Here is a 26,022-nt window from a genome sequence, read left to right as displayed (position 1 = left end):
TCACGCCGCTTCGATTTGGCCCGATGTTCACCGGCCGGTAAAGTAGTTCTTGCGACGCGGGGTGGAGCAGTTCGGTAGCTCGCTGGGCTCATAACCCAGAGGTCACAGGTTCAAATCCTGTCCCCGCAACTGGCGAAAGGCCCGGACACTGGAAACAGTGTCCGGGCCTTTCTGTTTAGCCCAAAACGAACGTCCCAACCCCAACGCCGATGCCGGATCGGGGGTAGGGTTTAGCGGCCGGAAGGGGTCCCTCCGCGGACCCGTTTCGGCGCCGGAATGCAGGGTGGAAAAACCTGCCGCGAAAATAGGGTAGTGTTGTTTCAGCGACGCGGGGTGGAGCAGTTCGGTAGCTCGCTGGGCTCATAACCCAGAGGTCACAGGTTCAAATCCTGTCCCCGCAACTATGTGAAGACCCCGTACGGCAGATATGCCGGACGGGGTCTTCTTTTTCCTTGGATACGGGTAGTTCCTAGTATTCTCTTTCGCAGAGCCTCACGCGCAGTGAGTACTTGGCCAGTCATTCTCGAGAGGAATGTTGTTCGATGTCCACACCCACGAAGAAGCCCGGCACCGCCGCGGGTAAGCGGTCCCGACTCTACTGGGGGGTGCCCGCCGTCCTCGTGGCGCTGGTCCTGGTGGTACTGCTTGCCAAGTTGCTGATGGGGCTGCCGGCTGTTGCCTCCTTCGTGGCGGACTACCCGGGCCACTCGGAGCTTCCCGACAATGCTCCGGTGGGTTTTCCGGCCTGGTTGGCCTGGCAGCACTTCCTGAATGCGTTCTTCCTGGTGCTGATCATCCGCACCGGCTGGCAGGTGCGCACCACCACGCGTCCCAGCGGGCACTGGACCCGTAACAACAAGGGCCTGATCCGGACTAAAAACGCGCCCACCAAGATCAGCCTGGAACTCTGGTTCCACCTGACCCTGGACGCGCTGTGGATCCTGAACGGGCTGGTGTTCGCGGTCCTGCTCTTCGCCACCGGACAGTGGATGCGCATCGTCCCCACGAGCTGGGACGTTTTCCCGAACGCCCTCTCGGCGGCCCTGCAGTACGCGTCGCTCGACTGGCCAACGGAGAACGGCTGGGTCAACTACAACGCGCTGCAGCTGCTGGCCTACTTTGTCACGGTATTCATCGCCGCGCCGCTCGCCTTCATCACCGGCCTGCGCATGTCCTCGGCCTGGCCCAAAAAGGCGGCGGGCCTCAACAAGGCGTTCCCCATCGAATGGGCCCGCGCCGTCCACTTCCCGGTAATGATCTACTTCGTGGCCTTCATCGTGGTGCACGTCTTCCTGGTGCTGGCCACCGGCGCGCTGCGCAACCTTAACCACATGTACGGTGTGCGTGACGACGACGGCTGGTTCGGCTTCTGGGTCTTCGTCGCCTCGGTCGTGGTCATGGTGGCGGCCTGGTTCCTGGCCCGTCCGATTTTCCTGCGGCCTATTGCTTCCCTGATGGGCAAGGTCAGCCGCTAACCCGCTCAGGCATCCTTGAGCCTCTGGTATGCCTCCAGGGCGCGCTCCCTCGATTCGGGCAATTCAACGAGGGGGTCCGGGTACTCCGGCACACCGGCCTTCCACGGTTCATGAATGGCCTTGGCGTCAAGGCCGGCGAGCTCAGGGACGAACTCGCGGAGGTAAGCCCCGGCTGCGTCGAATTTCCTGCTCTGAGTTACCGGGTTGAAGATCCGGTAGTAGGGCGAGGCATCGGCGCCCGAACCTGCCACCCACTGCCAGTTGGCAGGGTTGCTGGCGGCATCTGCGTCCACCAGGGTGTCCCAGAACCATTCCTCCCCGATGCGCCAGTCAGCCAGCAGGTTCTTGACCAGGAACGAGGCAGCGGCCATCCGGACGCGGTTGTGCATCCAGCCGGTCTGCCAGAGCTGGCGCATGCCGGCGTCCACGAGCGGATAGCCGGTGCGCCCCTGCTGCCACGCCTGCAGTTCCTCCTTGCCGAGGGACTGCCACTCAAACCGGTCGAACTCGGCGCGGTAGTTGCGGGTGGCAAGGTCCGGGTTCGCATACAGCAGGTGCCAGCAGAACTCCCGCCAGCCAAGTTCCGAACGGAAAATCCCGACGTCGGCCGGCACCTTGTGCGGGAACCGCCGGCGTATTTCCCGCCACACGCGGAAGGGACTCACTTCGCCGAACCTCAGGTGCGGCGAGAGCCGGCTGGTCCCTTCGGCACCGGGAATGTTCCGCCCCGTGCCATAGTCTTCGGCTGGCCCGGCAAGGAAGTCCTCCAGCCGGTGCAGCGCGCCGTCTTCGCCGGGCTCCCAGGTGGCAGCCAGGCCGCCGCTCCAATCGGGGGAGGAGGGCAGCAGCTGCCAGCTGTCCAGGTCGTCGCCCTGCGGCAGGCGGCCCTTCGGAGCGGCAGGTGACGGCACGCTGCGGGGAGGCTCCAGGGGATCGCGGACTTCATGGCCGGCCAGGCAGGTACGCCAGAACGGCGTAAACACCTTGTACGGTCCACCGGCACCTGTGCGCACCGTCCATGGCTCGAACAGCAGGTTTGCCTGGTAACTCGATGCTTCCAGCCCGTTGTCGGCTGCCCAGGCCTTGACGGCGGCGTCCACGGTGCGCTCCGGGAGGCCGTAGCGACGGTTCCAGAAAAAATGGCCGGCGCCGGTTTCAAACGCCAGTTCCCTGATGACGTCTGCCGCGGGCCCTCGGCGGAGAAGCAGGCGCGAGCCCTTGGCTTCAAGCGATACGGACAGCGCCGCCAGGGAATGGTGCAGCCACCAGCGTGCCGCCCCTCCCAAAGGGCGGATTCCCTCGGACTCCTCGTCCAGGATGTACACCACCGTCAGGGGGAGCCCGAGTGCGGCAGCCTCGCACAACGCAGGGTTGTCGTCCAAACGAAGATCGTCACGCAGCCACACCAGGGACGTCACATCGGAAGAAGCCATGCCACCACGCTACACACCTGGGCATGGATAAGGGCCGGAGCTTCCGGCCCCGGCCCTTACCCAACGCCCTTCACGAGGGCTGCTCCTGGTATCCGTCAGAGCTTGTCGTAGTCGATTTCAGTCGTGGTGGACTCATCGGAGTTGGCGGAGCCGGCTGCGCCGATGGCAGGCTTGGCGCCGCCCGACTTCAGCGCGGCCAGGCGGGCTTCAATCTCCACCTGCTCACCAAGGTCCTCGAGCTGGTTGAACTGTGCATCGAGGCTTGACGCCGCCAGTTCCTGCTGCCCACGGACCTTCGCCTCTTCGCGGCGGATCTTCTCCTCGAAGCGGCCCACCTCGCTGGTGGGGTCCATGATGTCAATGCTCTTGATGGCGTCGTGGACCTGCGACTGCGCAGCCGCGGTCTTGGAGCGGGCCACCAGTTCGTTGCGCTTGCTGGTCAGCTGGTTGAGCTTGCCCTTCATCTGGTCCAGGCCGGTCTTCAGCTTGTCCACTACTTCCCGCTGGGAGGCGATGCTCGGCTCGGCGCCCTTGGCCTCATTTTCGGCGGCCATCTGCCGCTGCAGGGCAACCTTGGCCAGGTTGTCGAACTTCTCGGCGTCGGTCACATTGCCGTTGGCGCGGTATTCATCGGCCTTACGGGAAGCGGCAAGTGCCTTGTTTCCCCAGTCGCGCGAGTTCTTGACATCCTCGTTGTAGTCGTCCTCGAGCATGCGGAGGTTGCCGATGGTCTGCGCGACGGCGGACTCCGCCTCAGCGATGTTGTTGGTGTAGTCCCGGACCATCTGGTCCAGCATCTTCTGCGGGTCCTCAGCGTTATCCAGCAAGGAGTTGATGTTCGCCTTTGCCAGCTGTGCGACACGGCCGAAAATGGACTGCTTAACCATGGTGTTACCTTTCGTCCTGCTCTGTGATGACCACTGAAATCCGTGAACAGTGGGTGTACTGCGCCCGTGGCGCCCGGCGGTTCACGCGGGCGCCTTGGTCCTACCGGTACTAGAAGTCGCCGCCGCCTCCGGAGTCTCCGCCCCAGCCACCCATGTCGCCGCCGAAGCCTCCCGAGTCACCGCCCCAGCCTCCGCCGTCGCTGTGGCCGCCACCCCAGCCTCCGCCGCCTCCTCCGTTAAGGATGGAGTTGATGAGGATGCCGCCCAGGATAGCGCCGCCGAGGCCGCCACCTCCGCCGCCGCCGCCGAACATGCCGCCCCGGCCGTAGCCCTGGTTGGCGTAACCGTCGAAGTGGTCCACGTCAGCCTGTGCCAGCTGGGCTGCCTGCGCAGCCAGCGCGTGAGCCTGTTGAGCGTAGGTCAGTGCAGTGACCGGATCGGTCCGGGCAATTGACAGCGCATAGTCGAGGTTCCGCTGCGACTCTGCCAGCCGGGTGCGCGCCTCGGTGCCCACGCCACCGCGCCGGGCGGTGATGTAGTCGGACGTCGCACTGATTTGGGCCTGGGCAGACATGATGGTCTGCTGGAGGGATGCCTGCGCACGGCGCGCCTGCTCCTGCTGGTCCCGGATGCCGGTCAGCGCCTGGTCGAGGGACTGGTGGGCGGTCTCAACGCGCTGGAGTGTGGCGATCGGATCGATCTTTCCGCCCTGGATCTCCGCTTTCACCTGCCCCAGTGCCGCTTCCACACCGGCCACTGGACCGGCCAGCTCGGGGTGGGCGCCGGACTGGATTATGGCCCGTGCCTGGGCAAGGTCCTGTGAGGTGTCAGCCACTGCTGCCTCGAGGCTGTTCCTGGCTTCGTCCAGGTTGGACGAGACCTTGGAAATGGCGTCCAGGAGGACGTTGGTCTGGTGCAGGCTTTCCTCTGCTGCCCGGACGGCCACGGCTGCCAGGCTGCCTTCGCCCTCGCCCAGCTTTTGCTGTGCGGTGGCGGTGGCGTTCTGGACGAAGGCAAGGCGTTCCTTGGCCTGCAGGATGTTGTCCGAAACCTGGGTCAGGGCGCTCTCGGCGTACTTGGCACGCAGGGTGCTGAGGGACTGCTCCGCGCTGGCAATCTTTGCATCTGCCTCACGGGCTCCTGCATTGACGGCTGCGAGTGCCTGCGGGGCGTTCTTCTCGAGCTCCCGCAGGGAATCGAAATCGGCCTTCTGTTCCTGCAGGGATGCCAGGGCGGCTTCCGAACGGCGGATGATCTCGCCAAGCCACGTGCGCTGCTGCTCTTCCGTATCAGGAATGTGGTCGTCCAACTGCTGCTGCAGCTTGAACGATTCCGTCATGTGGCCCTTGGCTTCGTCCAGGGCCTTGGTGAAGTTGCCGACGGCGGAATCACCGTACTGTGCCTGCGCGAACATCAGCTCCTGCTCGCTGGACTTGATGGCGTCGTCAGCTTCGATCAGGAGGGAGCCGCTCTTGCGGCGCAGTTCCTCTACGCTGAGCGAGGCCAGCGGATCGAGCTCGGCGCCCTGCGGCCCATAGCTGCCGGTCGCTGCCTGGCTGGCGGCCTTCTTGCGCTTGTTGCGGAAGTACAGGTAGGCGCCTGCGCCACCGGCTGCCACAACGCCCGTGCCAACGAGGACGGCAGTGCCGGCGCCATCACCGGAGGGGAGCTTGCCGCTTCCGCCCCCGGCTGCGTCGCCAATTGCCTCGGCGGCATTCACGGCTGCCTGGGCGTAGTCGCCGTTAGCCAGCTGAGGGCCGATGGCGCTGCTCTTGATGTTTTCGACCTGGGCCGTGGTGATCTTGCTTCCACCCTTATTCAGGATGTATTGCCTGGTGTCGGTAGCAACCGCAAGGATCAATGCGTTGGGTCCCAGGCCGGCCTTCTTGGCTACCTCATCCGTCCACGCTTCACGATCAGTGGGGTTTTCGAACTTTTTGACGGTGACCACGTGGAGCACGGTGGCGTGATCGGTGCCCAGCTTTTTGATGGCGGCCTCGACCTCGGATTTGTCACCGCCAAGGACGCCGGCGGAATCGACGATCTTGGTCGCTGGATCCAGTGTCACCGGGTCCTCTGCCCAGGCCGCGCCGGCGGGTACCGCCAGCAGGCCGGTGAGGCCGACGACGGCGAGTATACGTTTGAACTTTGACCGCATGTGCAACCCTTCAGCACGCCTGACACCGATTCGGGACGAATCAGTCGTCTCAGAATCCAGCAGCGCCCCCACGCTTGGTGTGAAGCCGCAGGTCGCTGTGGCAATTCATCTTGATTCTATGGTGCACCCCACAGCCCGTCCATCGGAGTGAATATGCCACCAGCGAAACGCCCACGGGCACGGCGAACAAGCGGGAGGCGGCCATCAGGAAGCTCTCAGCAAACATCCGAGCTTGTTCCAGCCAATGAGTTCATAGTTAATGCAGACGAGGATGAAAGGAAGTCCCATGACTGAGAACCACACTCCCGGACAGGGCGCCGAGGATAACCGTCCGGGCAACCGGAATCCCTGGCAGCAGCACCCGCAGCCGGGGGAGGGCTCCGCGGAGGCTCAGCATGCGGAAGCCCGCGGTGCGGAGGACGCGGCAAGCCAACGCCTGGCAGCAGGAGACCAGCCGGATGGACACGCCCCGGCTCCTCAGCAGTACCCCACCGAAAGGCTGGACCAGCCGCAGCGGGCGAACCCGACGCAGGAACTCCCCGGAGCCCCCCGCCCCGACTATCCCCAGCGCCAGCCTTTCTACGGCCAGGCCGGGTACTACGGGCAGGGTCAGCAGCATACGCAGCAGTACCCCCAGCACAGTCCCCAGGGCCACCAGCACAACGGCCATCAGGACATCGGTCACCAGCACAACGGCCAGCAGGCCCATGGTGGGCATGAATTCCAGGGCGGAGCGGTGGGCGTCGCGCCGAATCCCAAGGATGCCCCCCGGCGGAAAGCCAGCTTTGGCGTCGGCACGCTGGTGGCCAGCATCCTCGCTGCGGGCCTGGTGGGCGGCGGCGTGGCCACGGTGGGCTCCGCTGAATGGTTCGGTACCACCGGAGCCCCGGCCAGCACCAGCAGCAACGCCCAGCCGGGCACCGTCATCGTCAACAACCAGGACTCGGTCAACGAGATCACCGCAGCAGCAGTGAAAGCTTCACCCAGCGTGGTAACCATCAGTGCTTCCACCGGCAGTGCGGGCGGCACCGGTTCGGGCATCGTGCTGGACGACCAGGGGCACATCCTCACCAACACCCACGTGGTCACCCTCGACGGCCAGACGGCGAATGCGAACCTTGAGGTCCGCTCCAGTGACGGCCGGGTCATCCCTGCGAAACTGGTGGGCACGGATCCGTTGTCGGACCTCGCCGTCATCAAGGTGGACGCCGGCTCGGGCCTCAGCCCGGCCACCCTTGGTGATTCCGGGAAGCTGAACGTGGGAGACACTGCCATCGCCATCGGCTCTCCGCTGGGTCTCACCGGAACCGTCACCGACGGAATCGTCTCCACCCTCAACAGGACCATCAGTGTGGCGTCGGCAGCTGCCCCCGAAGAGGGGGACAACGCGGAGGGCGACGACGAGGGCGGCTTCCAGTTCGCGCCTCCGGGCGGTGGACAGAGCCAGCAGACTGCAGAACAGGGCCAGATATCCATCAACGTCATCCAGACGGACGCTGCCATCAACCCGGGCAACTCAGGCGGCGCCCTGGTCAACAGCAACGGTGAGATTATCGGCGTCAACGTGGCCATCGCGTCGGCGGGCTCAAGCGCATCCTCCACGAGTGGAAACATCGGCGTCGGCTTCAGCATCCCCATCAACCACGCCAAGCGCGTTGCCCAGGAAATCATCAAGACCGGCAAGGCTTCGCACGGGCAGTTGGGTGTCAGCGTCAAGCCGAAGGGCACGAGCGCGTCCTCGGAGTTCTCCGTAGGCGCGGACGTCGCCACCGTGGAACCGGACTCGGCAGCCGCCAAGGCAGGGATCAGGGTGGGTGACGTGATCACGAGGTTCAACGACCTTGCAGTCGGTGAACCTGAGCAACTGACCGCGGCTGTCCGTGAGCAGCCCGGCGGTTCCAAAGTGAAGATCAGCGTACTGCGCAACGGCCAGGAACAGACGTTCGACGTCACGCTGGGCACCGCAGCGGGCTAACTGCCGTACGCGGCGCCAATCTCGCAGTAGCAGTACGACGGCGGCGTCCCCACCTTCGGGCGGGGGGCGCCGCCGTCGTTGTTTCCCCTCTGCGTGGAAGGCGAGCACCGGCGTCAAGGGAGTGCTGACACAGGCGTTAACGGAAGAGGGCGCAGGAGCGGGCCTATATGGTTAGCTAGGAGCTACCCGTATGCCGGGCATTCCGCGGCCACGACCTCACCCGGCTGGCTGTCCACAAGCATGGAAGGCTGCTGTCAATACAGTGGAAGATACATTGAAGATCATCGTCCTGGTCAAGCATGTACCGGACGCCCAGTTCGACCGTCACCTCAATGGGGAGGGGTACACGACGGACCGCGATGAGAGCATCCTCTCCGAGCTCGACGAATACGCACTCGAGGCGGCACTGCAGCTCGCCGAGGCACGCGGCGGCAGCAAGGCGGGCAACCAGGTCATCGCCCTGAGCATGGGTCCTGCCGGGGCAGTCAATGCCATCAAGAAGGCACTCCAGATCGGGGCGACCGAGGGGGTCCACCTCACCGATGATGCGCTGGCCGGTTCCGACGCCGCGGCTACATCCCTCGCGTTGGCGGCCACTGTCCGGTACCTGGGCCAGTCCGCACCGGTGGACCTGGTTATCACCGGCATGGCTTCCACCGACGGCGAAACCTCCCTGGTTCCGGCCCAGCTGGCGGAGAGGCTTGGCCTGCCGCAGGTCACCTTTGCCTCGTCGCTGGAGGTCAGCGGTGGCCAACTGACGGCGCGGCGCGATGCCGATACCTTCTCCGAAACGGTGGAAGCATCCCTGCCCGCCGTTGTGTCCGTGACGGATCAGATCAATGAGCCCCGGTACCCCAACTTCAAGGGCATCATCGCCGCCAAGCGCAAGAGCATCACCACACTGTCGCTCGCGGACATTGGCGTTGACCCGGCACAGGTGGGCTTCGCCGGGTCCTGGACCAGCATCATCAGTGCAGAGGAACGCCCGCCCCGGACCGCGGGCACCATCATCACCGACGAAGGCGATGCCGGCATCAAGCTGGTTGACTTCCTGGCCGCCCAGAAGCTGCTCTAAGAGGGATCACAGACATGGCAAAAGTACTTGTATTCATTGACAACCCGGGCGCTGCCGTCAAAAAGAGCTACCTTGAGCTGCTGACACTGGCACGTTCACTGGGGGAGAGCGCTGTGGCCCTCAACGGGGAGCTTTCCGACGGCGTTGCGGCTGCCTTCGCGGAATACGGCGTCAGCACGGTGGTGCGCCCCTCTGCCCCGGACCTCGACGACTTCCTGGTTGCCCCGAAGGCTGCCTACGTCGCCGCGGCCGCGGAAACCACCGGCGCGGGCATCGTCCTGCTGGACAACTCGCCGGAGGGCAAGGAAATTGCTGCCCGCGTGGCGATCCGGCTGAACGCCGGCGTTATCACCGACGCCATAGCCGTGGACGCGGATGGAACCGCGCACAAGTCCGTCCTGGCTGGCTCCTACAACACTTCCTGCAAGGCCACCACTTCCGTGTCAGTAGTGACCGTAAAGGCCAACAACATCACCGCCGGGCCTGCCAGTGCCCCCTCCACGCCGGAAACCGTCACCGTAGAGGTGCCGGCCGCGGCAGCAGCTGCCCGGATCAGCGCCCGGGAGCAGAAGGTGGCCAGCGGACGGCCGGACCTCACCGACGCCCGGATCGTTGTGGCCGGCGGACGCGGCCTTGACGGCGACTTTGGACCCGTCGAAGAGCTGGCCGATGCCCTGGGTGCAGCCGTGGGAGCGTCACGCGCAGCCACGGACGCAGGCTGGATCAGCCACGACGCACAGGTTGGCCAGACCGGCAAGACCGTGTCCCCCCAGCTCTACATCTCAGCCGGCATCTCCGGAGCCATCCAGCAGAAGGCCGGGATGCAGACCTCCAAGGTCATCGTTGCCGTCAACAAGGACGCGGAGTCGCCGGTCTTCGAGATTGCCGATTTCGGCATCATCGGGGACGTCTTCGATGTGCTGCCGCAGGCTACGGAAGAGATCAAGAAGCGAAAAGGCTGATTCCTTGACTGCCTCCAACGAGCAGGCACAGAGCCCGTTCAACCCGGTTACGGACCGGGTTGGGCGGGTGCTCTGTTTTGCGGCCCACCCGGACGACATCGACTTTGGTGCCGCCGGCACCATCGCCGCCTGGACGGCGGCGGGGGTGCAGGTCAGCTACTGCATCATGACCGACGGCGATGCCGGGGGCTTCGACCCGGCACACCGGGCCAACATCATCGCCATGCGGGACGCCGAACAGCGCCGTGCCGCCGGGCTGGTGGGAGTCACCGACATCCACTACCTTCACCAGCGGGACGGATACCTCGAACCCTCGCACGAGGTGATGCGGGGCGTGGTGAAGCTGATCCGGGAAATCCGTCCCGACATCGTACTGTCCATGCATCCGGAACGGAACTGGCGGCGCATCCAGAAGAGCCACCCCGACCACCTGGCGGTGGGCGAGGCCGTCACCCGGGCCGTGTACCCTGCGCTGGAAAACCCCTTCGCCTACCCTGACCTCGCCGAATCAGGGCTTGAAGCCTACAAGCTGCCGTGGCTCTGGCTGTACGCCGGGCCGGAGGAGCGGGAGAACCACTTCGTGGATGTCACCGGCCAGGTGGAAGCGAAGCTGAAGGCAATCCATGTCCACGTCAGCCAGCACCCCGATGTGGAAGCCATGGAGGCAACTGTCCGGCAGGGGATGCGGGCAAATGCGGCCCGGGCCGGACTTCCGGAGGGCCGCAGCGCGGAGGCGTTCCACGTTGTTGCCGTCAACGGTCCCGGAACCATCGCCGGCTTCTAGGATTTGTTTCTGTAACAGGAACGCCCCGTTTCCTGGCCGGAAACGGGGCGTTCTTCAGCATGCTGCCGTTTTCCGGCTACGCTCCCAAGGGTGCAGCGGCGACCGTGGGCAGGGTGGGCGACTGGGATCCGCCCACTGGTTCGACGGTTATCCCCAACGCAGCCGCGGAGGAAATGCCCTGCACAACAGCAGGCTTGGACAGGGCTTCCTCGTCCATCAACCCCTGTGACACGGGCGCAGAGCCGTCCTTGGGAATCAGCCACATCTGGTAGACCTTGCCCTCAGGCGGAGCGGGGACGCCATTCATCTTCACCACGGCGGCGTCCTCGGAGGAGGAGATGAGGAGGGTGGCGGTGCCGCCCCCGGACACATCCACCGATGCCTCGCGAAGGTCGCCGGCACGGACCACCTGGTTCAGGGGGTCGTTCTGGTCCGCGAGGTATGACCCCACTCCGACGCCGCCCAATGCGATCGCCGCAGCTGCTGCCACTCCCGCAAGCCATCGGCGGGCACCGGGCCGGCGCCGTTCTTCCCTGCGCTGGCGGGCCTTGGCGAGCTCGTCGCCGGCTACGGGCACGGCAACGGGGGGAACGGCAGCTCCGGCGCCGGTTTGGGCGTCCGGCAGCAAGTCGTCCTGGCGCGGCAATTGGGCCACAATCCGGTTGAACAGATCGGCCGGAGGTTCCTCTTCAACGTGGAAAGTCCTGGCGAGCGTTTCGCGCGCCTGCCGCACCCGCTCCTGGAATGCGAGCCGTTCCGCTTCCGGGGCGGTGGAGATGTAATCCTCAATGGCTTGCCGTTCGTGATCCGTCACGGCGTCCAGGGCATACAGCTCAGCCAGGTCAACGGCCCTGCCGGACGCGAGGTCCATGGCAACGGTATCGCCGAACGAGCCCGAGCGGCCGTTGCGCCCATGGTTCATTTCTGTCATCTCAACTCACCCCCAGACAGGTCTTCAATCGGATCAGTCCATCGCGGATGCGGGACTTTATGGTGGGTACTGCCGCGTTCAGCCGTTCTGCGACCTCCCGGTAGGTGAGCCCGCCGTAGTATGCGAGGCGTACGGACTCCTGTTGTGTTTCGGTCAATGTTCCGAGGCAGCGGGCCACGGCTTCAGCTTCCAGCCTGCTTCCAACTTCATCGGAAACGCTGTCATGATCGATGTCCTGCGTGCTGGCACCGTACTTCGCTTCCCGGTCCGTGGAGGACTGCGAGGACCTGACCTTGTCCACCGCGCGCCGGTGCGAAATAGTCATCAACCAGGACAACGGGCTCCCTGCCTGGCGGTCGAACTTCGCCGCGTTCTGCCACACCTGCAGGAAGACCTCCTGGGTAGTGTCCTCGCTAAGCTCAGGGTCAATCAGCACCCGGCGGGCCATGCCGAACACCCTCCGGGACGTGAGCCGGTAGAACTCCGCAAAGGCCGCCTGGTCCCCACGGGCTATGCCTTCCAAAAGAATTACAAGGCGTTGGCTGAGGTCAGCCGGCGGATCGGTCACCGCGGCAGGAGCCTCGGAATGTGGCGCGTTGGGAGTTTCCATTACTTCCAAGCATAAGTCTCCCGGCGGTGAATCCTCAGCAGTGCCCGTACGGCTGCGGCGTTTGGTCCTGGACCCTGCTTCCAGAAGTGTCACCTGCCGCTCCTCGATCCCGTGGAATGTTCTCAGGAGTGATTCGGGGCTGCTGCATGGGTGGATGGGCGGCGCCGGAAAATTTTTCAGGTTCCTCCGGCCGCCATAGGCAAGGCCTCAGATCCGCGCGCCGGCAAACCCCTGCTGCCGCCACGCCTCGTAGACGGCAATGGAAGCGGCGTTGGCCAGGTTCAGGGAACGCAGGGCAGGCAGCATGGGCAGCCGCACCGTGGCGGTGACGTGGGAGTCCGTTTTCAGTTCCTCCGGGAGGCCCACGGACTCCCGCCCGAACATCAGGACGTCGCCCGGCTGGTACGCAATGTCCGTATAGCTCGCCGCTCCATCGGAAGTAAACGCATAGACGCGTTCGGGTTGCAGGTGCTGCCAGGCGTCCTCGATGGTCTTGTGCACGGTGACCACGGCGAGGTCGTGGTAATCGAGCCCGGCGCGGCGCAGCTTGGCGTCTGAAAAATCGAAACCCAGTGGTTCCACGAGATGCAGTTCAGCCCCGGTGATGGCGGCAAGCCGGATGGCGTTACCTGTATTGCCGGGAATTTCAGGGGCGTGGAAGAGGATGCGGAACACATTCCCATCCTAGCGACCGCTGTCAGTGCATGCCGCGCAGCAGCCGGGCCAGGACGGGCACGTTCACGGTATTGGGCGCCGGCCCGGAGGCAAGGAATTCCTTGAGCCCGCGCACCATGCCGGCTCCGTTGACGATCTGGACTGTTTCGAGTGCACCTGCGGGGCGGCGGTGATGGTCGATGACCGGCTCGTGCAGGTTCCCGCTGGGGCTCAAAACCACTGTCCAGCCGGTGACGTTCAGTTCCGGGAAGATGTCCTGCATCGCCCGTACAAGGTGGGCCAGCTGCGGCGGCGCGATGGTGCGCGTCCCATGGTTCAGGGTCCTGCCGTCCCAGGCGTACGCGCCCTTGGGCAGGAGCATGGAGTTAATCAGGGCGAGCCGGTAGCCCGACAGCACGGCATGGTCGATGTGGCTGTTGTCCGCCGGCGACTGCAGGCCGTTGATGAGCCGGGCGGCGGGGATGGCGGGCAACACCTGCCGAGTCAGGAGCTGGACGGTGCGCATCTCCCGCTGGATCCGTGCTTCGGCTCCAAAAATGCCGCGTTTGCGGGGCATCCCGTGCACCTGCTGGCTGGCCTGAGCCGGTGGAATCAGCGGAACAGTGCCGGGCGTGAACGGTGGCACGTACACAGGCGGATCCCCCGCGGTGTTGCGGGTGCTGCCGGGCCGGTGGACTGTGGCCGACGCCCGGCTGCCGGCGGGGGGAGCATCAAAGTGCGGCTCATCATCGGCAGCACTGCCCCGGACAGGGCCCGCCGCATACGAGCGGTCGTAGGCTTTACGGCGCTGGGGATCAATGAGGGTTTCATATGCGGCCGTCACCCGGCGGAACGCGGCAGCATCACCGCCATGGTCGGGATGGGCGGTGCGGGCAGCACGGCGGTAAGCCACCTTGATTTCCTTCTCAGTGGCGGTAACGGCTACCTGAAGGACCTGGTAGTGGGAGCTGCTGCTCTCGGTCAAGCACTCATCCTTTTCTGTATGGCCGGCCCACGGGGGAGCCAAGCCAGCCCAGTCTAGCCAGCACGGCGGCCCGCCCTGTCCTGACAACGAGTGCTTGGGCTGTGCAGGTTCCCGGCGGGAGCTGCAGTCTAGACTCGTGGATGCACGGCCGGCGGGGCCGTGGCATGAAGCAGCGGGGGACATGACAATGCCGACGACGGTACGGGCGGCCGGCGGGAAGTGGCTGGGGGCGGCGCTGGCAGGCGCCCTGGGCGCCGTCCTTTTGAGCGGATGCAGCGTGGATGTGCGGGATCCGGCGGCACCCGAGGTGGTGGAAAGCACTCCGGTCCTGGCTACCCCCACCATTACGCCCGGCCATGACGCTGACGCCGTGGCCGGGCAGGATCTTCCCTTCGCAGCCGGCGGGACCCTTGCCCGCGACGTCCCCGTGGGGATATCGGATGGGTTGAAGGATGCGCCCGGCTGGAAGCAGGTTAAGGACAATGTCGCCGGCGAGAGCCAGTACGCAAAAGCGGACGGGTGCCTCGTGGCTGCCAAAGTCCGCAGCAATCAAGGCGCCCTTGCCCGGGGCGATGACCGTGAATCAACGGTGGCGCTCTTCGAATACCTCGATTCGACCCTGCTGCCGGGCACCCTGAAGGCAGACACCCTGCGCTGGGGAAATGACCGGGAAGCGCCGGAGCGCCGGGTGGAAGTCCTGGCCTTGGAGCAGGCTGCACCGGGGGGCGGGAAGGCAGTAGTCGTCCTGGCCCGGCTCTTCGCCACCGCCGGTTCGTCCGTCTATGTCTCCGTGTCCTGCCGCGATGCGGCATCGCTCGCCGCAGCGCGGGCAGACGTGGCCTCGTTCCTGCCGGTGCTGCCGCCGTCGAAGTAGCTTCCTGGGCATCCAGCTTCCTGGGCATTCAAAAGGAAGAGCCGGCCGCTGGAGAGCCAGCTGCCGGCAGGTCTTTTCTGCTGTAGTCAGTGCGCACTGTACCGGAGCACAGCGGGCGAAATCGGCGCCTCGGTGCCTGACCGGAATTACGACCTTGCAGGCGAGCTCCTGCCCGCCGCCATCGAGAGGTCCCAGGAGACCGGCAAACCGGCAGGAGAGGCACTCCGGGACATCGCCTTCCACAAAGGCCGGGAGTTGGCCGAGGGAGCCGAATCCCTGGAGCGGTTCCTCGCCGCAACCGGATATCGGCCGGAACCGGACGGCGAGGGCGGGTTCCTGCTGCCGAACTGCCCCTTCCACCGGCTTTCCCGGACGCACACCGGCGTGGTGTGCTCCATGAACGGCGCGTTCCTGCGGGGCGCGGCGGTGGGTTCCGGCACCTCGGAGGAGCGCGTGGCGGGAGCGGATATGCCGGATTACTGCTGTGCCCGGATTGTCCCGGCAGATCAGGTGGCAGGGCCTCCGGCACCGGGCGGCAACCGGCCCAAGGGCTAGAATTGCAAGGTGCCCGTCTACCTCGATCATGCTGCCACCACCCCGCTATCGGCTGAGGCTCTGGCTGCCCTGACGCGTGAACTTGCCCGCACCGGAAACCCCTCCTCGCTGCATGGTTCCGGCCGAAGGGCACGCAGGGCAGTCGAGGATGCCCGGGAGGCCGTCGCCGCTGCCGCCGGCGCCCATCCATCAGAGGTGATCTTTACGTCCGGCGGCACCGAATCGGACAACCTGGCTGTCAAGGGCCTGTATTGGGCCCGGGTGGCAGAGAACCCCGCGCGGCGGCGCATCCTCTGTTCCGCCGTCGAACATCACGCGGTCCTGGATACCGTGGAGTGGCTGGAGCGGCACGAGGGCGCCGACGTGACGTGGCTGCCGGTGGACGGGGACGGCGTGGTGGACCTCGAGTTCCTTGAAGGTGAGCTGTCCCGGGATCCGGACACCATCGCGCTGGTCACCGTCATGTGGGCCAACAACGAGGTGGGCACCATCCAGCCGGTCCACCGGATCGTTGAACTGGCCCACGCCGCCCGCGTTCCCGTGCACTCGGATGCCGTGCAGGCGTTCGGTTCGCTCCCCGTTGATTTCAAGGCGTCCGGCCTGGATGCCATGTCCATCTCCGGGCACAAGATCGGGGGACCGGTGGGTGTGGGGGCCCTCCTGCTGGGGCGGGCAGTCAAGCTGACCCCCGTCCAGCACGGAGGCGGGCAGGAACGGGACGTCCGCTCCGGCACCTTGGATACGGCGTCGATTGCAGGTTTCGCAGCGGCGGCGGAGGCTGCTGCTGCGGCGCTGCCCCGGGAAGCCGCCCGGATCACGGCCCTCCGCGACCGCCTGATCAAAGGGGTGCTCGAGCGGGTTCCGGAGGCCGTCCTGCGCGGAGCGCCAGGCATCGGGCGGCTCCCGGGCAATGCGCATTTTACCTTCCCGGGCTGCGAAGGGGACTCCCTCCTTTTCCTTTTGGACCTTGCCGGGGTGGAGTCATCCACAGGGTCGGCGTGTACGGCCGGTGTGCCGCGTCCGTCCCACGTCCTGCTGGCCATGGGACTTGACGAGGCAACGGCGCGGGGCGCGCAGCGGTTCACTCTCGGCCATGCCTCCACCGACGCCGACGTCGATGCCTTGCTGAATGCCCTTCCGGACGCCTATGCACGTGCCCGGCAAGCGGGTATGGCCGGTCACGAGTCCTCCATCCAGACTGCAGGCACCATCGCCCGGCAGGGACGGGCTGCCAGCTGACCACGCTGCCGCACCGGGCTCCTTTACACGAGGCCGTAGAATAGATAGGCGACGATCGTATCCGGGACCCTGCCCGGCGGTCCGCACGGTCCCGGCCATGGGGCCGCAGCCTTCCCCGACAGAAAGCCAGCATGCGAGTTCTAGCAGCCATGAGCGGCGGAGTTGACTCCGCCGTAGCCGCCGCCCGCGCCGTTGAGGCGGGCCATGACGTCGTCGGGGTCCACCTCGCGCTGTCGCGGATGCCAGGCACCCTGCGTACCGGCAGCCGCGGCTGCTGCACCATCGAGGATTCCCGCGACGCCTGGCGCGCGTGTGACGTCCTGGGCATCCCCTACTACGTGTGGGACTTCTCCGAGCGCTTCAAGGAAGACGTCGTCCAGGACTTCATCGACGAGTACGCAGCCGGCCGTACGCCCAACCCCTGCATGCGCTGCAACGAGCGGATCAAGTTCGCGGCCCTGCTGGAAAAGGCCATTGCCCTGGGCTTCGACGCCGTGTGCACTGGACACTACGCCAAGGTGATCGAAGACGCCGACGGGAACCGTGAGCTGCACCGCGCCGCGGACTGGGCCAAGGACCAAAGCTACGTCCTCGGCGTCCTGACCCATGAACAGCTCAAGCACTCCATGTTCCCGCTCGCCGACACCCCGTCCAAGGCCGAGGTCCGGGCCGAGGCCGAGCGCCGCGGACTTTCGGTGGCCAACAAGCCCGACAGCCACGACATCTGCTTCATTCCCGACGGCGACACCGCCGGGTGGCTCGCGGAAAAGATCGACATGACCACCGGCGACATCGTGGACGAAACAGGCACCAAAGTAGGTGAGCATCCCGGCGCCAACGCGTTCACCGTCGGCCAGCGCCGCGGCCTGAAGCTCGGCACACCGGCCGCCGACGGAAAACCGCGCTTCGTCCTGGAGATCCGGCCGAAGGAAAACAAGGTGGTGGTGGGACCGGAGGCGCTCCTGGCCATCGACGAGATCCGGGGCATCAAGGTCTCCTGGGCGGGCCTGCCGATCGCGGAGGTGGAGTCCGGTGCGGAATTCGACTGCTACGCGCAGGTGCGAGCGCACGGCGACCCCGTGCCGGCGACTGCCCGGATGGAAGCAGGAGAAGGCGGCGCCGCCGGCCAGCTGGTCATCAGGCTGACCGACCCCCTGCGCGGCGTGGCGCCCGGCCAGACGGTTGTCCTCTACCAAGGCAGCCGCGTCCTCGGCCAGGCAACCATCGACGTTGCCCGGTCCCTGCAGCGCGCCGCGCTGTAACTGAACACTTTTTCCTAACGCCGCCCCGGTATCCCGGGGCGGCGTTTTGTCTGTCTCCCTGTTTGCGGACTGCCTCTGGAACCGGGGCTGCGGATGCGCCAGGTAAATTTTGTGTCTCAACTCACAGAATGGGCCGTACCAAGGGTTGACTCTCTGATTGAATCTACCCATCAGTAACGCGCTGCCCGCCTGAGCAGAGGCACCCCCATCGTCGGCGGGCGCGTACTCATCGAACAGAAAGTTCACAGATGACGAAGAGCAACAAAGCTCTGCACGGCGCCATCGCGCTGGCAGGCATCTCCGCCCTCGCACTGACGGCCTGCACGGGTCCTTCCGGCGGTGGCGGAACGGCAACCGAGGGCGCCGGCGGCGGCGCCATCACCTATGGAACGACTGACAAAGTGGTCACGCTCGACCCCGCCGGCTCCTACGACGGCGGATCCTTCATGGTGATGAACCAGATCTACCCCTTCCTGCTCAACTACGCTCCGGGAACCGCCGACGCCACCCCGGACATTGCAGAGTCGGCCTCCTTCACCAGCCCCACCGAATACACGGTGAAGCTGAAGCCGGACCTGAAGTTCGCCAACGGCCACACACTGGACTCCTCCGACGTCGTCTTCTCCTTCAACCGGGTCAAGAAGATCGACGACCCCAACGGCCCCGCGTCGCTGCTGGCCAACATGGAAAAGATCGAGGCCACCGACCCCGGCACCGTGGTCTTCACGTTGAAAGCCGGCAACGACCAGGTCTTTCCAGGAGTGTTGGCCTCCAACCCGGGCCCCATCGTGGACGAGGAAGTCTTTCCCGCGGACAAGATCCTGGACGACGACGCCATCGTCGCAGCAAAGCCCTTCGCCGGGCAGTACACCATCGATAGCTACAAGAAGAACGAACTGGTCAGCTTCAAACCCAACCCCGACTACCAGGGCCTGCTGGGCAAAGCAGCCAACGATGGCGCTACTCTCAAGCACTACGCCGACCCGAACAACCTCAAGCTCGATGTCCAGCAAGGCAACATTGACGTTGCCGGCCGGATCCTGACCGCCACCGACGTGGCTGACCTTGAATCGGACAGCAAGGTGAAGGTCCACAAGGGTCCCGGCGGAGAACTCCGCTACATGGTGTTCAACTTCGACACCATGCCGTTCGGCGCCAAAACGCCCGACGCTGATCCCGCCAAGGCACTGGCTGTCCGGCAGGCCATTGCGCACCTGGTGGACCGGGACGTCATCGCGTCGCAGGTCTTCAAGAACACGTACACCCCGGTCTACTCCTACGTGCCAAAGGAATTCGAAGGTGCAACCGAGCCGCTGAAAAGCCTCTACGGCGACGGCAGCGGCAAACCCAGCCTGGACAAGGCCAAGAAAGTTCTCACCGACGCCGGAGTGACGTCCGTGGTGGACCTGAAGCTGCAGTACACCGACCGGTACGGCACTTCCGCCGCGGACGAGTATGCCCTGGTTAAGGAACAGCTCGAGAAATCGGGGCTTTTCACGGTTGACCTCAAGTCCACGGAGTGGACCACCTACACCAAGGAACGCCGGGCAGATGCCTACCCCGTCTACCAGCTCGGCTGGTTCCCTGACTACTCAGATGCGGACAACTACCTCACGCCGTTCTTCATCCCCGGGAACTTCCTCGGCAACCACTACGAAAACCCGGCCGTGACAGAGGTTGTCAATAAGCAGCTGGTCACCACCGACAAGGCCGAACGGAGTGAGCTGCTGGGCCAGGCACAGGAAGCCATTGCCAAGGACCTCTCCACGCTGCCGCTGCTGCAGGGTGCCCAGGTGATGGTGGCAGGAACGGATGTCCAGGGCGTTGAAAAAACCCTCGACCCGTCGTTCAAGACCCGCCTTGGCGTGATGTCCAAGTAGGTCCTGCCGACCATCCAACGATGACCGCACACGGGGCGGGACGCCGGTTCACGGCGTCCCGCCCCAACGTGCTGGTTAATGGTGCGGGCAGCAGCCGGCGCCCAGACAACCCTGAGGTACCATGACCACTTTGATTGACGCGCCGCCCAGCGACGCGGACGGGATACTCCCGGCCACCAGGAAATCCTCCGGCGGGGGACTGGGACAGTACGTCCTGATCCGGTTCCTGCTGATCTTCCCCACAATTTTCATCCTCGTCACCATGGTCTTCTTCCTGATGAGGATCACAGGAGACCCCATCACGGCGGCGATGGGCGGGCGGCTGCCCGCCGACCAGCTCCAGGAACGCATCCAAGCGGCCGGCTATGACCGGCCCATCCTGGTCCAGTACTTCGAATATCTCGGCCAGCTGGCCACCGGCAACTTCGGCCGTACCCTCACGGACAACCGGGCCGTCGTCGAAATGCTCTCAACCTATGGCTCAGCAACACTGGAGCTGACCATAAACGCACTGCTCGTCGCCCTCCTGGTAGGCATCCCGCTCGGCATGGTCGCGGCGCACCGCCGGGACAAGGCGCCTGACGCCGTCCTGCGGGTCTTCGCCATTCTTTGCTACGCCACCCCGGTGTTCTTCGCGGGCATGCTGCTGAAGCTGACCTTCTCGGTGTGGCTGGGCTGGCTGCCGGTTGCCGGCAGGGCCAAAACATCCAGCGAACTCGCCCTGACATCCCTGGAAGCCCCCACGGGGATCTACTGGCTGGACGCGCTCCGAAGCGGAAACATGGCAGCGCTCAGCGACGTCATGGCCCATGCTGTCCTGCCCGCTGTGGCGCTGGGGCTCCTGACGGCCGGGATTTTCCTGCGCCTTGTCCGGACCAACGTCATCGGGACCTTGGGCAGGGATTACGTTGAGGCCGGCCGGTCAAGGGGAGTGAGCGAATACCGCCTGGTCACCAAGCATGCCTACAAGCCCGCCCTGATCCCGATCATTACCGTGATGGGGCTGCAGATCGCTGTGATGCTCGGCGGCGCGGTGCTGACCGAAATTACCTTTGAGTGGAAGGGCTTGGGATTCCAGCTGGCCAACTACCTCACAGCACGCGACTTCGTGGCGGTCCAGGGCATCGTGGTGCTGCTCGCCATCATCGTCGCCTTGACCAACTTCATCGTGGACATCATCGCCGCGCTGATCGATCCCCGCGTGAGGTACTGACATGAGCATTCCAGCCGTTCCCGTCCCGATGGAAAGTCCGCGGGCGCCCTGGTACCGGCGCCTGCCGGTCGTCTCGCATTTCAACAAAAGCGTTGGCCTCCAGCGCGGCATGCTGGTGGCAGGCCTGATCCTGACCGGCGCTTTTGTCCTGACGGCGCTCTTTGCCCCACTGCTGGCGCCCTACGGCTTCTCCCAGCTGTCCGACGCCGACGGCAACTTCCCCACTCAGCAAGCCCCGGGTGGCAAGCACCTTTTGGGTACAACAGTGGGGGGCTACGACGTCCTGTCGCGGGTGATCTGGGGTGCGCAGACGGCCATCCTGGTGATCGTCGTCGCCGTGGTCATGTCCATCGTCGTCGGCGTCGTCCTGGGCCTGGTGAGCGGGTACATCGGCGGCTGGCTGGACCGGATCCTGGTGGTGATCGCCGACGCCGTCTACGCCTTTCCGTCGCTGCTGGTGGCCATCGTGATGGCCATCGTTATCAGCGGGGGCCAGTCCAGCCTCATCGGCGGCATCTTCGCCGCCGGCACTGCAATCACGCTGGTATTCATTCCGCAGTATTTCCGCGTCATTCGGGCCGAGACTGTCAGGTTGAAGGCCGAGCCGTTCGTGGAGTCCGCAAAAGTGGTGGGCGCCTCCAACATCCGCATCATGAGCCGCCACATCTACCGCAATGCCACGCGCACCCTTCCGCTGATCTTCACGCTGAATGCCTCCGAAGCCATCCTCATCCTGGCCGGACTGGGGTTCCTTGGCTTCGGCATCGAACCCAGCTCGGCCGCCGAATGGGGCTTCGACCTCAACAAGGCGCTCGCCGACACCACCTCCGGGATCTGGTGGACCGGCATGTTCCCCGGCCTGGCCATCGTACTGACCGTAGTGGGCCTGACCCTGGTGGGCGAGAGCATCAACGACCTGAATGATCCGCGCCTGCGCGGGCGCAAGAGCACAGGGGGCAGCTCCCCGGCGCCGGTGAACACCGCTGCCATAGCAACAGAAGTGAGGGCATCATGACCGTCAACATCGACCCGCTGTCCGGGCGGGATCCCGACGGGCGGCAGTGGGACGGCGACCGCCCGGTTCTTGACATCGACCACCTCCAGGTCACTTTCGCCACCGACGGCGGTCCCGTCCATGCCGTCAAGGACGTCAGCCTGGAGGTGCGGAAAGGCGAAGTGCTCGCCATCGTGGGGGAGTCCGGGTCCGGCAAAACAGTCACCGCCAAGACCATTCTGGGCCTGCTCCCGGAAACGGCCAGCAGTTCAGGTGCAGTGGTGATCAACGGGGCTGACGTGATCAGTGTCAGTGCCGCCCGCCTCCGCCAGATCCGCGGCCGTGACGTGGCCATGGTTTTCCAGGAACCCTCCACGGCGCTGAACCCCGTATTCACCGTGGGCTGGCAGATCGCCGAAGGCATCCGAGCACACGCCGGCAGCGGAGGAAAGCGGGTTTCCGCCAAGGAAGCCAAGTCCCGGGCCGTTGAAGCGCTGCGCAAGGTGGGCATCCCCGATCCGGAACACCGCGTCAACTACTACCCACACCAGTTCTCCGGAGGACAGAAGCAGCGGGTGGTGATCGCCGCGGCCCTGGCACTGAATCCCGGCCTGATTGTTGCCGACGAACCCACCACCGCGCTGGACGTTACAGTCCAGGCAGAGATCCTGGAACTGCTCCGGGACCTGCGGGACAAGTACGGCACGTCCATTGTGCTCATCACGCACAACATGGGAGTGGTGGCGGACCTCGCCGACCGTGTGGTGGTGATGTACCAGGGGGACGTCGTCGAGGAGGCTCCGGCCCGCACCCTGTTTGCCGAACCGAGGCAGGACTATACCCGGAAGCTGCTCGCCGCGGTGCCGCACCTGGGGCACAACTCCGCCTCGGAGGGACTGACCAGCCGGGCGCACCAGGATGAGGACGTCCTGGTGGAGGCCAACAACCTGACCATCGAGTACCCGGGCAGGTTGGGTACGCCGGCTTACAAGGCCGTGGACAGGGTCAGCTTCACGCTGTCCCGGGGCGAGGTCTTCGGGCTGGTGGGGGAGTCGGGTTCCGGAAAAACCACCATCGGCAGGGCCATCGCCGGGCTTAACAGGACCACCGGCGGCAGCTTGAAAGTCCTGGGCTACGAAATGCTGAACCTTCGCGAACGCACCTTCAAACCGCTCCGGAAGGACATCGGCTTCGTGTTCCAGGACCCGGCCGCGTCCTTCAACCCGCAGCTGACCATTGGGGAGTGCATCGCCGAGCCCATGGTGATCCATACCCGGCCAAGCCCCGCCCAGGCGCGCAAACGCGTCGGCGAGCTGCTCGAATCAGTCCAGCTGCCGGCGTCGTATGCGGGCAGGTACCCCCACGAGCTGTCCGGCGGGCAGCGCCAGCGGGCCTCGCTGGCACGGGCCCTGAGCCTGAACCCCCGGCTGCTGATAGCGGATGAACCGACGTCGGCCCTGGACGTTTCGGTGCAGGCAAAGGTCTTGGAGCTGTTCAAGGACATCCAGCAGGAGTTCGGGTTCGCCTGCCTTTTCATCAGCCATGACCTTGCAGTGGTGGACATCCTCTCCTCCTGGGTTGGCGTGCTCTACAGGGGCAGGCTGGTGGAACAGGGGATCGGGAGCCGGATCATGGGCAACCCGCAGCATGACTACACCAAGCGGCTGATTGCGTCGCTGCCGGTCCCTGATCCCGAGGAACAGGCACGACGCCGGGAACAGCACCGGGCGCTGCTGGGCATCTGAGGGGTACAGCATGGTGGGCAAGTGCCGGTGCCGGGCGACTTCCGGCGCCGGCGCTTAACACCCGGATCATTGGGCCGGCTGCCCATAGACTGGGATCATGACGCAGCACAACCTTCCCTCTCCTGACTCCGACGATTACGACCCCTCCGCCAGTTCGTTGGCCGGCCAGGTGGACAATTCGGTGATGGCTGAACTGCTGTCCATCCGCTCCAGTATCGACAACATCGATGCGACCCTCGTGTACCTACTGGCAGAGCGCTTCAAAGCCACGCAGAAGGTGGGCTTCCTCAAGGCCGCCCACCGCCTCCCCGCGGGAGATCCAGGACGCGAAACGGCGCAGATTGCCAGGCTCCGCCGGCTCGCCGAAGATGCCCATCTCGATCCTGCCTTCGCGGAAAAATTCCTGAATTTCATCATCGGTGAAGTCATCCGCCATCACGAAGCGATTGCTGAGGACCACCAGGCTGCGTCCGGCCAGCACCCGCAGGCATCAGCACTCGCGTGACCGTGGGCGAACGGCACGAACCCGTCCGCGGCGCCGCGCTCCCGGATAAAGCGCCGCCCGCGGAAGTCACGGCAACGGGACTGGGACCATGGCCCGGGGAGGACCCGCTCGAAGCCGCCCGGATTATCCGGGGTGAACTCGGGAGCCCGCACCTGCCGTTCCTCGCCGAACTGCCGGCCCGCGGCGTGGGCTCCGATGCGCTGGGGCGCACCGCCTCCCTCCTGGAGGAACTGGCCGTCGACGTCCAGCCGTACGGGTGGCGCCTCGTGGACCGCCCCGGCAAGGACTTCCGCCGCGCATCCTCAGCGCTTTCCACGGACATCAACGTCCTGGCTGACGTTGCAGGGGCCGAGGACGCCTCGGCGGAGGAGATCAAGCTCCAGCTGGTGGGCCCGCTCAGCCTTGCGGCGGGCCTGCATCTGCACAACGGGGAGCGGGCGCTGCTTGATTACGGCGCGCGCCGGGACCTCACCGCCTCACTCGCTGCCGGCGTCGGAAGCTACCTCGCCCGGGTATCGGCTGCCGTTCCCGGTGCGCGGCTTGTGGTTCAGCTCGACGAACCCGATGTTGCCGCCGTGCTGGCAGGAACCATTCCCACTGCCAGCGGCTACCGCACCCTGCGTGCCGTCGCCGCCTCCGAAGCGCGGGAATCCTGGCGCCTGGTGATGGACGCACTCCGCGCAGCCGGTGCCGCGGAAGTGGTGGTGTCGGTGCCTGAAGTCGAGGCCCCGTTCGACCAGATCCTGCATGCAGGAGCCGACGGCATCGCGGTGCCGCTCAAAGCACTGACGTCCCGACAGTGGGAGCAGCTGGCGGGAGCGGTAGAGGCCGGCAAACGGGTGTGGGCCGGAGCCCTGGACGTTGCAGCAGGTCAGCTTCCCAAAGTGGCAGACTGCGTCGAGTCGGTATGCCGCCCATGGCGGCAGCTTGGCCTCCCGGCGTCGTCCCTGGCCAGCCTCCGGGTCACCCCCTCAGCGGGGCTTGCCGGTCACAGCCCTGCGCAGGCCACCGCCGTGCTGGGCAGGCTCACCCAGGTGGCGGACGGCCTGAACCAGGTCGCCCTGGGCTAGCCTGCCGGGGCTTGGCCGGCAGGCTCGCCGGCCACGCCTCAGACCCGGTTTTCCCAGCGGTCCGGCTGGGCGTACCGCGGCAGGAAGCTCCGCGCCGGGTTGCCCCCGGTGTAGGGACGCAGCCGGTAGTCGAAGCTGCCGGCATACACCAGGACGAGGCCGATCTGCGGCTGGATGACCTTGACCTGGATGCGGTGCCGGCCGTTGGGACCTTCTGCGGGGTCCCACCATTGCTCGGCGTAGGCTTTGGCGTCCACCGGCGCCGGAAGGGGCACGCGGAGCGGGCCGAGGAAAAGCCGGGATGCTTCCGACACGCCCCGCAGCCTTCCCCCTGCCGTGACGCTGAGGTTCAGGTCCGTGACCAACCGCCGGTAGCGGCCCACGTAGTCCACCAGCTGCGGGCTCCCGTTACGGCTGGTGGCGCTGGTGGTGTCCTGGAAGATACGGGTCCGGCCGGGGAACCGGATCTCGCGCCGGGCGGTCAGGCTGGAGCGGCCGAACGGATCCTCGTGGGCGTGGTTTTCGATCCGGAACGGGATGTTCTCACCGTATTCCGGAAAGAACGCTTCCTCTCCGCCGGTGAGGCGCATCAGCGGCCGCAGCCATTCCTGCCGGCAGCCGACGACGTCGAACGTGCCTTCGCCCACGCCGTACCGGCCGGAGCCGGGCACCAGGGAGAAGTACTCCTGCAGTTCAGGCTGCAGCCTGGTAAATTCCGCCCCGAGAACCTGCTGGTAGATCGGTACGTTCATGAAG

General features: G+C 65.6%; 23 protein-coding genes and 2 tRNA genes. 17 read left to right on the top strand and 8 right to left on the bottom strand.

The genetic code is table 11. From position 1 onward, the window contains the following. Window positions 1-55 precede the first annotated feature (55 nt). The 3 genes from ACZ9BC_RS11440 to ACZ9BC_RS11430 all read left to right on the top strand — a co-directional run bounded on the left by ACZ9BC_RS11440 (window position 56) and on the right by ACZ9BC_RS11430 (window position 1,475). A tRNA-Met gene (locus ACZ9BC_RS11440) sits at window positions 56-129 on the top strand. A gap of 198 nt (window positions 130-327) precedes the next feature. Next, window positions 328-401, top strand: a tRNA-Met gene (locus tag ACZ9BC_RS11435). 141 nt (window positions 402-542) lie between these two features. Continuing rightward, window positions 543-1,475, top strand: a complete 933-nt coding sequence (locus ACZ9BC_RS11430) for a cytochrome b/b6 domain-containing protein (RefSeq protein ID WP_476246049.1) — start codon at window positions 543-545, stop codon at window positions 1,473-1,475. A gap of 5 nt (window positions 1,476-1,480) precedes the next feature. On the opposite strand, the gene ACZ9BC_RS11425 is transcribed toward ACZ9BC_RS11430, so the two are convergent. The 3 genes from ACZ9BC_RS11425 to ACZ9BC_RS11415 all read right to left on the bottom strand — a co-directional run bounded on the left by ACZ9BC_RS11425 (window position 1,481) and on the right by ACZ9BC_RS11415 (window position 5,953). Next, window positions 1,481-2,908: a cryptochrome/photolyase family protein gene (locus ACZ9BC_RS11425; protein WP_476246048.1), complete on the bottom strand. Its 1,428-nt coding sequence runs from the start codon at window positions 2,906-2,908 to the stop codon at window positions 1,481-1,483. Between the two features lie 95 nt (window positions 2,909-3,003). Further along, a complete protein-coding gene (locus ACZ9BC_RS11420) occupies window positions 3,004-3,795 on the bottom strand; it encodes a PspA/IM30 family protein (protein ID WP_476246047.1) in 792 nt (263 codons plus the stop codon). A 109-nt stretch (window positions 3,796-3,904) separates the two neighbouring features. Beyond that, complete coding sequence (locus tag ACZ9BC_RS11415) at window positions 3,905-5,953, bottom strand: TPM domain-containing protein (RefSeq protein ID WP_476246046.1); 2,049 nt, start codon at window positions 5,951-5,953, stop codon at window positions 3,905-3,907. Between the two features lie 286 nt (window positions 5,954-6,239). Here ACZ9BC_RS11415 and ACZ9BC_RS11410 point away from each other — a divergent pair, with 286 nt between their 5' ends. The 4 genes from ACZ9BC_RS11410 to ACZ9BC_RS11395 all read left to right on the top strand — a co-directional run bounded on the left by ACZ9BC_RS11410 (window position 6,240) and on the right by ACZ9BC_RS11395 (window position 10,749). Beyond that, complete coding sequence (locus tag ACZ9BC_RS11410; RefSeq protein WP_476246045.1) at window positions 6,240-7,928, top strand: S1C family serine protease; 1,689 nt, start codon at window positions 6,240-6,242, stop codon at window positions 7,926-7,928. 274 nt (window positions 7,929-8,202) lie between these two features. Continuing rightward, window positions 8,203-9,003, top strand: coding sequence for an electron transfer flavoprotein subunit beta/FixA family protein (locus ACZ9BC_RS11405; protein WP_476246482.1), 801 nt, complete (start codon window positions 8,203-8,205; stop codon window positions 9,001-9,003). A gap of 14 nt (window positions 9,004-9,017) precedes the next feature. Further along, complete coding sequence (locus tag ACZ9BC_RS11400; protein WP_476246044.1) at window positions 9,018-9,965, top strand: electron transfer flavoprotein subunit alpha/FixB family protein; 948 nt, start codon at window positions 9,018-9,020, stop codon at window positions 9,963-9,965. A 4-nt stretch (window positions 9,966-9,969) separates the two neighbouring features. Further along, on the top strand, window positions 9,970-10,749 hold the full coding sequence (locus ACZ9BC_RS11395) for a PIG-L deacetylase family protein (RefSeq protein ID WP_476246043.1): 780 nt from the start codon (window positions 9,970-9,972) through the stop codon (window positions 10,747-10,749). Window positions 10,750-10,825: 76 nt separating this feature from the next. On the opposite strand, the gene ACZ9BC_RS11390 is transcribed toward ACZ9BC_RS11395, so the two are convergent. The 4 genes from ACZ9BC_RS11390 to ACZ9BC_RS11375 all read right to left on the bottom strand — a co-directional run bounded on the left by ACZ9BC_RS11390 (window position 10,826) and on the right by ACZ9BC_RS11375 (window position 13,929). Next, complete coding sequence (locus ACZ9BC_RS11390; RefSeq protein ID WP_476246481.1) at window positions 10,826-11,671, bottom strand: anti-sigma factor; 846 nt, start codon at window positions 11,669-11,671, stop codon at window positions 10,826-10,828. A 10-nt stretch (window positions 11,672-11,681) separates the two neighbouring features. Further along, window positions 11,682-12,290, bottom strand: coding sequence for an ECF RNA polymerase sigma factor SigK (sigK, locus tag ACZ9BC_RS11385; RefSeq protein WP_079597272.1), 609 nt, complete (start codon window positions 12,288-12,290; stop codon window positions 11,682-11,684). A gap of 207 nt (window positions 12,291-12,497) precedes the next feature. After that, window positions 12,498-12,965, bottom strand: a complete 468-nt coding sequence (locus ACZ9BC_RS11380; RefSeq protein WP_476246042.1) for a tRNA (cytidine(34)-2'-O)-methyltransferase — start codon at window positions 12,963-12,965, stop codon at window positions 12,498-12,500. 22 nt (window positions 12,966-12,987) lie between these two features. After that, window positions 12,988-13,929 (bottom strand): J domain-containing protein, encoded by a 942-nt coding sequence (locus ACZ9BC_RS11375; RefSeq protein WP_476246041.1) that lies wholly within the window; start codon window positions 13,927-13,929, stop codon window positions 12,988-12,990. A gap of 181 nt (window positions 13,930-14,110) precedes the next feature. Here ACZ9BC_RS11375 and ACZ9BC_RS11370 point away from each other — a divergent pair, with 181 nt between their 5' ends. The 10 genes from ACZ9BC_RS11370 to ACZ9BC_RS11325 all read left to right on the top strand — a co-directional run bounded on the left by ACZ9BC_RS11370 (window position 14,111) and on the right by ACZ9BC_RS11325 (window position 25,266). Then, window positions 14,111-14,803 carry a hypothetical protein gene (locus ACZ9BC_RS11370; protein WP_476246040.1) on the top strand — a complete coding sequence of 231 codons (693 nt, stop codon included), beginning with the start codon at window positions 14,111-14,113 and terminating at the stop codon, window positions 14,801-14,803. A gap of 132 nt (window positions 14,804-14,935) precedes the next feature. Then, a complete protein-coding gene (locus ACZ9BC_RS11365) occupies window positions 14,936-15,358 on the top strand; it encodes a hypothetical protein (RefSeq protein ID WP_476246039.1) in 423 nt (140 codons plus the stop codon). Window positions 15,359-15,367: 9 nt separating this feature from the next. Then, window positions 15,368-16,597, top strand: coding sequence for a cysteine desulfurase family protein (locus ACZ9BC_RS11360; protein WP_476246038.1), 1,230 nt, complete (start codon window positions 15,368-15,370; stop codon window positions 16,595-16,597). A 131-nt stretch (window positions 16,598-16,728) separates the two neighbouring features. Continuing rightward, window positions 16,729-17,859 carry a tRNA 2-thiouridine(34) synthase MnmA gene (gene mnmA / locus ACZ9BC_RS11355; protein WP_079597266.1) on the top strand — a complete coding sequence of 377 codons (1,131 nt, stop codon included), beginning with the start codon at window positions 16,729-16,731 and terminating at the stop codon, window positions 17,857-17,859. Between the two features lie 248 nt (window positions 17,860-18,107). After that, entirely contained in the window at window positions 18,108-19,739 is a 1,632-nt protein-coding gene (locus ACZ9BC_RS11350) for an ABC transporter substrate-binding protein (RefSeq protein WP_476246037.1), read from the top strand. A 121-nt stretch (window positions 19,740-19,860) separates the two neighbouring features. Continuing rightward, window positions 19,861-20,952 (top strand): ABC transporter permease, encoded by a 1,092-nt coding sequence (locus ACZ9BC_RS11345; protein WP_476246036.1) that lies wholly within the window; start codon window positions 19,861-19,863, stop codon window positions 20,950-20,952. 1 nt (window position 20,953) lies between these two features. Then, entirely contained in the window at window positions 20,954-21,967 is a 1,014-nt protein-coding gene (locus ACZ9BC_RS11340; RefSeq protein ID WP_476246035.1) for an ABC transporter permease, read from the top strand. Beyond that, complete coding sequence (locus tag ACZ9BC_RS11335; protein ID WP_476246034.1) at window positions 21,964-23,691, top strand: ABC transporter ATP-binding protein; 1,728 nt, start codon at window positions 21,964-21,966, stop codon at window positions 23,689-23,691. The genes ACZ9BC_RS11340 and ACZ9BC_RS11335 overlap by 4 nt, the downstream gene beginning before the upstream one ends. Before the next feature lie 97 nt (window positions 23,692-23,788). Further along, the gene (locus tag ACZ9BC_RS11330; RefSeq protein WP_079597262.1) at window positions 23,789-24,196 is read left to right on the top strand and encodes a chorismate mutase; all 408 of its coding nucleotides are present in this window, start codon (window positions 23,789-23,791) and stop codon (window positions 24,194-24,196) included. Between the two features lie 80 nt (window positions 24,197-24,276). Continuing rightward, window positions 24,277-25,266 (top strand): uroporphyrinogen decarboxylase/cobalamine-independent methonine synthase family protein, encoded by a 990-nt coding sequence (locus ACZ9BC_RS11325; RefSeq protein WP_476246480.1) that lies wholly within the window; start codon window positions 24,277-24,279, stop codon window positions 25,264-25,266. A gap of 38 nt (window positions 25,267-25,304) precedes the next feature. Here the strand turns inward: ACZ9BC_RS11325 and ACZ9BC_RS11320 are convergent, their stop codons facing one another. Further along, a complete protein-coding gene (locus ACZ9BC_RS11320; protein ID WP_476246033.1) occupies window positions 25,305-26,018 on the bottom strand; it encodes a DUF4166 domain-containing protein in 714 nt (237 codons plus the stop codon). Window positions 26,019-26,022 lie beyond the last annotated feature (4 nt).

The sequence above is a fragment of the Pseudarthrobacter sp. TE3704 genome (assembly GCF_056279405.1).
This window is presented reverse-complemented; position numbering and strand designations above follow the sequence as displayed.

Excerpts from the sequence above, each read along its gene's own strand:
- ACZ9BC_RS11330 (WP_079597262.1), top strand. The coding sequence starts at position 23,789 with ATGACGCAGCACAACCTTCCCTCTCCTGACTCCGACGATTACGACCCC.
- ACZ9BC_RS11345 (WP_476246036.1), top strand. The coding sequence starts at position 19,861 with ATGACCACTTTGATTGACGCGCCGCCCAGCGACGCGGACGGGATACTC.
- ACZ9BC_RS11335 (WP_476246034.1), top strand. The coding sequence starts at position 21,964 with ATGACCGTCAACATCGACCCGCTGTCCGGGCGGGATCCCGACGGGCGG.
- sigK (WP_079597272.1), bottom strand. The coding sequence starts at position 12,290 with ATGGAAACTCCCAACGCGCCACATTCCGAGGCTCCTGCCGCGGTGACC.
- ACZ9BC_RS11340 (WP_476246035.1), top strand. The coding sequence starts at position 20,954 with ATGAGCATTCCAGCCGTTCCCGTCCCGATGGAAAGTCCGCGGGCGCCC.
- ACZ9BC_RS11410 (WP_476246045.1), top strand. The coding sequence starts at position 6,240 with ATGACTGAGAACCACACTCCCGGACAGGGCGCCGAGGATAACCGTCCG.
- ACZ9BC_RS11390 (WP_476246481.1), bottom strand. The coding sequence starts at position 11,671 with ATGAACCATGGGCGCAACGGCCGCTCGGGCTCGTTCGGCGATACCGTT.
- ACZ9BC_RS11350 (WP_476246037.1), top strand. The coding sequence starts at position 18,108 with ATGACGAAGAGCAACAAAGCTCTGCACGGCGCCATCGCGCTGGCAGGC.
- ACZ9BC_RS11400 (WP_476246044.1), top strand. The coding sequence starts at position 9,018 with ATGGCAAAAGTACTTGTATTCATTGACAACCCGGGCGCTGCCGTCAAA.
- ACZ9BC_RS11425 (WP_476246048.1), bottom strand. The coding sequence starts at position 2,908 with ATGGCTTCTTCCGATGTGACGTCCCTGGTGTGGCTGCGTGACGATCTT.
- ACZ9BC_RS11415 (WP_476246046.1), bottom strand. The coding sequence starts at position 5,953 with ATGCGGTCAAAGTTCAAACGTATACTCGCCGTCGTCGGCCTCACCGGC.
- ACZ9BC_RS11430 (WP_476246049.1), top strand. The coding sequence starts at position 543 with ATGTCCACACCCACGAAGAAGCCCGGCACCGCCGCGGGTAAGCGGTCC.
- ACZ9BC_RS11420 (WP_476246047.1), bottom strand. The coding sequence starts at position 3,795 with ATGGTTAAGCAGTCCATTTTCGGCCGTGTCGCACAGCTGGCAAAGGCG.
- mnmA (WP_079597266.1), top strand. The coding sequence starts at position 16,729 with ATGCGAGTTCTAGCAGCCATGAGCGGCGGAGTTGACTCCGCCGTAGCC.
- ACZ9BC_RS11370 (WP_476246040.1), top strand. The coding sequence starts at position 14,111 with ATGACAATGCCGACGACGGTACGGGCGGCCGGCGGGAAGTGGCTGGGG.
- ACZ9BC_RS11320 (WP_476246033.1), bottom strand. The coding sequence starts at position 26,018 with ATGAACGTACCGATCTACCAGCAGGTTCTCGGGGCGGAATTTACCAGG.